Origin of the sequence: Infirmifilum sp. (assembly GCF_049970975.1) — an archaeon.
In the GTDB taxonomy this organism is placed as follows: domain Archaea; phylum Thermoproteota; class Thermoprotei; order Thermofilales; family Thermofilaceae; genus Thermofilum; species Thermofilum uzonense.
The window spans coordinates 1-4699 of record NZ_JBMFLX010000101.1 but is presented as its reverse complement, the minus strand read 5'-3'; the positions used below and the strand labels follow the sequence as shown (position 1 = coordinate 4699).

The following is a 4699-nucleotide window of genomic DNA, read 5'->3' as shown; positions in this document are numbered from 1 at the left end:
TCCAAGCACCTCTAGAAGAGTCTTCACAGAGGTCGGGAAAGATGTTGCATAGTCGTAAACTTTTGTGAGGGTTAGCAGTCTATGCCAGTTTTCGACCGCTTTTGCTAGGTCGCCGCTTATAAAGGAGTCGTACACGGCTCTGTGTAGATGTGGGGCTACGTTTGCGAGAGCCATTATACCCCCGTCTCCGCCCATCATAAGCACTGGGAGTAAAAGGTCGTCCAAGCCTGTCAGGACGGCAAAATCTTTCCTTTCAGCCTTAACTATCTGTATCAGTTGCCTGAAGTAGGTGAAGCTTTCGATGGTAGCTTTCGCTCCCGCGAGGTGGCTGTACTCCCTGGCCAGTTGCTGGTATAGGCTCACAGGGATGTTTATGCCCGTGGTGGCGGGTATGTTGTAGATGATTAAAGGGAGGTCTACCTTTTCTAGTATTGTGGAGAAGTGTACCTTTAGTCGTTCAGGAGATACCTTGAAAAAGTACGGTGGCGTTACCACGGCGCCGTCAACGCCCATCTCCTTAAAGGTTCTTGCCAGGCTGACGCAGTCCTCAGTATAATTGGCACTAATTCCTGGGATGACCCAGACTTTCCCGCCTACAGCCTCGAGTACTAGCCGTGTAATTGTTATTGACTCCTCCCTAGAGAGGTGTACGAACTCTCCGGTAGTGCTATTCGGGAAGATGCCGTGGACACCGTTCTCAGCCTGGTGTCTAGCCAGCCACTTGACGGCTTCCTCGTCAATCGTATAGTCCTCTTTGAAGGGAGTTATAAACGGGGATATGACTCCATAGAACTTCGCTTTCACTTGCTCACCTTTTCTCCGGGAACGAGAGGTATATGCTCAAGAACCCGAAAATTGGACCAAGCAGGTTCGCGGCGACCTGCCAGACAAGAGCCATGGTGGCATCGGTGATCAAGTCGCCCGTCTTTGGGAAGAACCCCCCGTAATAGGTTCCAAAGTAGCTGGGAAAAGCAAAGAAGACGGCGGCACCCACGAACTTGAACCAAGATATAATGTACATGAGCACCAAGACGTCTAGGAACTCGACAATCATTACGGGGATTATCCAGTGTATGCCAGGCATAGCCTTTATGGCAAAATCAAAGCCCACGACCGCCAGCCATCCGAAGATGCCTCCCAGGGGAATGGCCTTGTAAAGCTCCCTAAAGGCCTTCTTGTCGGCCCCGAGTGCGAAGTAACCAGCCCATGTAACGAAGGTTGCCCATACAGGTAGGCCTAAGGGTGGAAGCGTTACGAGGAGGCTCAGGGCTGCTAGATAAGCAACTGTTATCTCAATAGGAATCTTATACTTCACACTCATGAAACACCACCTTTCTCCACAATAAACTCCCTAAATCTCCTCAAACCCTCACGTATCTTTTCCTCAGGAAGCACATAAGAGAGTCGCATATAGCCATCACCGCCCCAGAGCGGAAAGGCCGTCCCGGGGAGTAATACGACGCCTTTCTCGAACAGTAGTTGTCTAGCTAGCTCGTCGACACTCTTCAGCCCTGTTCTCTGTAAAGCTTCTTGCACGTTGGGGAACAGGTAGAAAGCGCCCCTTGACTTCACGACGTGGACGCCTGGAATTTTAGACAGTTCCTCCCAGGCCACGTCACGCCTCCTCTTGTAGTCCTGGAGTTTGGGCTTAAACCAGTCTATCCCTAGCTCTAGAGCCTTGATTGCCGCGAATTGGAGGGGTGCGGGTGGGCAGCTATACATGTTCGTGGCAAAAACGTCCATGGCCTTGATTACTTTCTCGTTGGCCACAACATAACCAATCCTGAACCCTGTCATGCCCCAGGTCTTGGAGAAACCACTTATATAGACGACATAATCTCTCCACTCTGGGTCTGAAAGGAAGGAGTAATGCTTTCCCTCGTAGACGTAGTCCTCGTAAATCTCGTCACTTATGACGTACATGTTTTTCCTTTTCGCGAGTTCGAGCAACCCCTCAACGTCACTCTTCTCGAGAACGGAGCCTGTAGGATTGTGAGGCGAGTTAATAATCATACCCCTTGGTTTACGCGTACTAGTCAAGGCCTTATCCACGTCTTCGTGTAAAAGCCTAAAGTCGTTCTCTTCTCTGAGTTTCACAAATACTGGTCTTCCGCCTGCATAACGTACCACGCATTCGTAGGTTGGAAAAGCGGGGTCTTGCACTATGATATCGTCACCTGGTCTAGTCAGGAGCGAGATTGCCATGAAGAGGGCGGCTTTAGCCCCGACGGTGACAGCGACCTCGCTCGGCTTCACGTCCACACCGTACTTCTGGCTAACATACCTCGCTATCATCTCGCGTAGCTCCTGTAGGCCTAGCGGAGATATATATCTCGTATTTCCTTTTTCCAACGCCTCCTTGACAGCCTCTATAGATTCTCGTGGAGGTTGGAAGTCGGGCTGCCCTATGCCGAAGCTGATTATATCGAGTCCCTTTCGCCTCGCCTCGTTGGCTAGGTCGAGGTATACGAATGCCCCCTCTGGTTCTAGCTGCTCAGCGAGAGGAGAAAAAATATGAGATGGTTTAGACATGGTGCTTCTCCTACTCAAGAACAGCCAATGCCCTCACAGGGCTTGCTGAACCGTTGGAGATTTTAAGGGGGAAACCGTAGAAGTGAAAGTTCTTGCCTACAAGTTCTTTTAGGTTGGTCAGGTTCTCAAATATAACTATACCCTTGGGAAGCAACACCTTGTGTCCTGGGAAGGGTGCCTGGTCAATGCTAGGCGCATCGATACCCACAGCATTAATCTCGAGTTCTGCCAGATACTTGGCCCCGCTTTCATCTAGGCCTGGATGGTTAAACCACTCGGGTGTCCCGGCTTTAGAGTCATAGCCCGTCATTATAAGGACGACCCAGCCCTTGCCAACACCCTTACCCTTAAGGGCTTTCTCCAAAAACTCACGCGTAATAGGTGCCTTAGGTCCAAGACCTGTGGCATCCACTACAACGCCCTTACCCATGAATCTCTCGAGTGGCACCTTGTCAATTGTCGGAGCCCCCTCTATGAAGTGTGCCGGGGAGTCAACATGTGTACCTGTATGCTCCACTAACATGAGAACATTGCTATAATAGCCATGCTCTTTCACACTCGTCCATTGATGGATTATGGGGATAGGGTAGCCGGGGAAGACTGGTGTATTCGTTTTAAGGTCTACAGTCAAATCTACTATTTTCATGGGGCTCAGCATTAAAATATCTCAAGGGGAAAAAATAAAGATATGTTTCAACCTGGTTCATCAAAAAATTTAAATATCAAACTTAAAGCATCCAACGCTTCTTTACAGGTACTTAATGCTTCTCTTCTCTTTCTCGATAGGTAGCTTTTCGAGTACCCGTGCTTCCGAGCCACGTTCCCAAGAGTTGATCCTGAAAGTATATCGTTTATCACATCGTTAGCTGGAGTTGAGGCTCTACGGCTAACATCCGTCAAATTCGTACAGGCTTGTATGATTGAAGCTATTCGCGGGTAAGCCCCAGGGAGAACTCTTGAGTTCACCACCTTAATCTCATGATTATTTGCTTTCAGGGCTTCACGGATCATACGCGTACTTCCCAAAGAAACAACTATCCAGTACTCGTAACCCCCCTTGGCAAATATCGGACTAAACCATAGGAGCTTAGGATTCTCGGATAAAGAATTCATTAAATTAGTTCGATGCATTGCAAGTGAGATGATAGAAGTACCTACTCCTTTCATGAGGATCTCTGCCTTTAAAATACGCGGGCTATTCCTTAACACGTTTATCAGCTCTCTCAGCACGCGTGTCTCTACGGCTAGATGGCCTTGAATGTACTTACCGGAGACGCGAGAGGATATCGCCTCAAGCCTCGTTGATTGAAGTTTCTCCGAAGCCTCAACAACGGGGCAGTCCGGCTGGTACACTCGCCAGGTTTCAACCAGCATTAAATTGAAATGCAGAAGTAGGCTAATATTCATTTTCTTTCTCGTTATTAAAAAATTTTTTTATGTTTAAAGTAATTTTCAAATCATTTTTTAAGCATTCTGTTGATTTCGTCAATGCAATTAATCTTAAAGTTTAATGGTTCCGGGAGGTCTTCACGGACGCCAATCCTCGATGATCTAGAAACACAAGGTTCATCTATATCTAGAAAATATACGGGTCGTACTTCGCTATCCTCAGAGCAGAGAAACTTTTTGTGAAGGTCCTTATTGATCCCCAGATACCTTGTGACTCTTCCAGGCCCCCATATCGCTTTGCCGGCAGCAGTCCCACTTGCAACGTTAACTGGCAGGATGCCTCTGATCAGTACAGCTCCCAGAGAGTTAGGTTCGTGCGCAACTATGTTTAGGAGCCACTGTCTATGAACACCATAGACCAGAGCAGTACAGGGCTGAGAGGCCATCGTCCTTGCCAGGTCTCCCCCTTTCCTGGCTCTAGAAGCTGGGTCTTCTGGGCCAAAATAAGGCTCTGTTTCTAAGATAACTCCTGCCATGTCAAGCTTAATATTAACCAAGAGTTTACCTAAGAGCTGACGTGCTACTGTATCGGGTTTTCTCGCAAAAAAGTCTTGCAGGATGATTTTGCCAGAGCGTTGCATGGGAGTCTCACCTTTAATGATCTTGTAATTTTCCAGGGCCTTGTACCTTTTTAATATTTGAAAAAGCTGCTGAACCATTTTTTAAAAAAATATTTTTTGACGGGAATCCTATTACTCGGGGCCTTTTTCAAAGAAAA

The 4699-nt window shown here is 47.9% G+C and carries 6 protein-coding genes; all 6 read right to left on the bottom strand.

The annotated features are described in order from the left end of the window. Positions 1 to 804, bottom strand: an 804-nt coding sequence (locus ACP5KC_RS08850; RefSeq protein WP_428287312.1) for a dihydrodipicolinate synthase family protein, incomplete at its 3' end; no start/stop codon positions are given. Between the two features lie 4 nt (positions 805 to 808). Continuing rightward, positions 809 to 1321, bottom strand: a complete 513-nt coding sequence (locus tag ACP5KC_RS08845; protein WP_052883727.1) for a DUF1097 domain-containing protein — start codon at positions 1319 to 1321, stop codon at positions 809 to 811. Further along, positions 1318 to 2532, bottom strand: coding sequence for a pyridoxal phosphate-dependent aminotransferase (locus ACP5KC_RS08840; protein WP_428287311.1), 1215 nt, complete (start codon positions 2530 to 2532; stop codon positions 1318 to 1320). The genes ACP5KC_RS08845 and ACP5KC_RS08840 overlap by 4 nt, the downstream gene beginning before the upstream one ends. 10 nt (positions 2533 to 2542) lie before the next feature. Continuing rightward, complete coding sequence (locus ACP5KC_RS08835) at positions 2543 to 3178, bottom strand: cyclase family protein (RefSeq protein ID WP_052884869.1); 636 nt, start codon at positions 3176 to 3178, stop codon at positions 2543 to 2545. 47 nt (positions 3179 to 3225) lie between these two features. After that, positions 3226 to 3906 (bottom strand): hypothetical protein, encoded by a 681-nt coding sequence (locus tag ACP5KC_RS08830; RefSeq protein WP_424738705.1) that lies wholly within the window; start codon positions 3904 to 3906, stop codon positions 3226 to 3228. 83 nt (positions 3907 to 3989) lie between these two features. Further along, positions 3990 to 4562: a DNA-3-methyladenine glycosylase gene (locus ACP5KC_RS08825; protein ID WP_236944914.1), complete on the bottom strand. Its 573-nt coding sequence runs from the start codon at positions 4560 to 4562 to the stop codon at positions 3990 to 3992. Between the last annotated feature and the right edge of the window lie 137 nt (positions 4563 to 4699).

Excerpts from the sequence above, each read along its gene's own strand:
- ACP5KC_RS08845 (WP_052883727.1), bottom strand. The coding sequence starts at position 1,321 with ATGAGTGTGAAGTATAAGATTCCTATTGAGATAACAGTTGCTTATCTA.
- ACP5KC_RS08840 (WP_428287311.1), bottom strand. The coding sequence starts at position 2,532 with ATGTCTAAACCATCTCATATTTTTTCTCCTCTCGCTGAGCAGCTAGAA.
- ACP5KC_RS08835 (WP_052884869.1), bottom strand. The coding sequence starts at position 3,178 with ATGAAAATAGTAGATTTGACTGTAGACCTTAAAACGAATACACCAGTC.
- ACP5KC_RS08830 (WP_424738705.1), bottom strand. The coding sequence starts at position 3,906 with ATGCTGGTTGAAACCTGGCGAGTGTACCAGCCGGACTGCCCCGTTGTT.
- ACP5KC_RS08825 (WP_236944914.1), bottom strand. The coding sequence starts at position 4,562 with ATGCAACGCTCTGGCAAAATCATCCTGCAAGACTTTTTTGCGAGAAAA.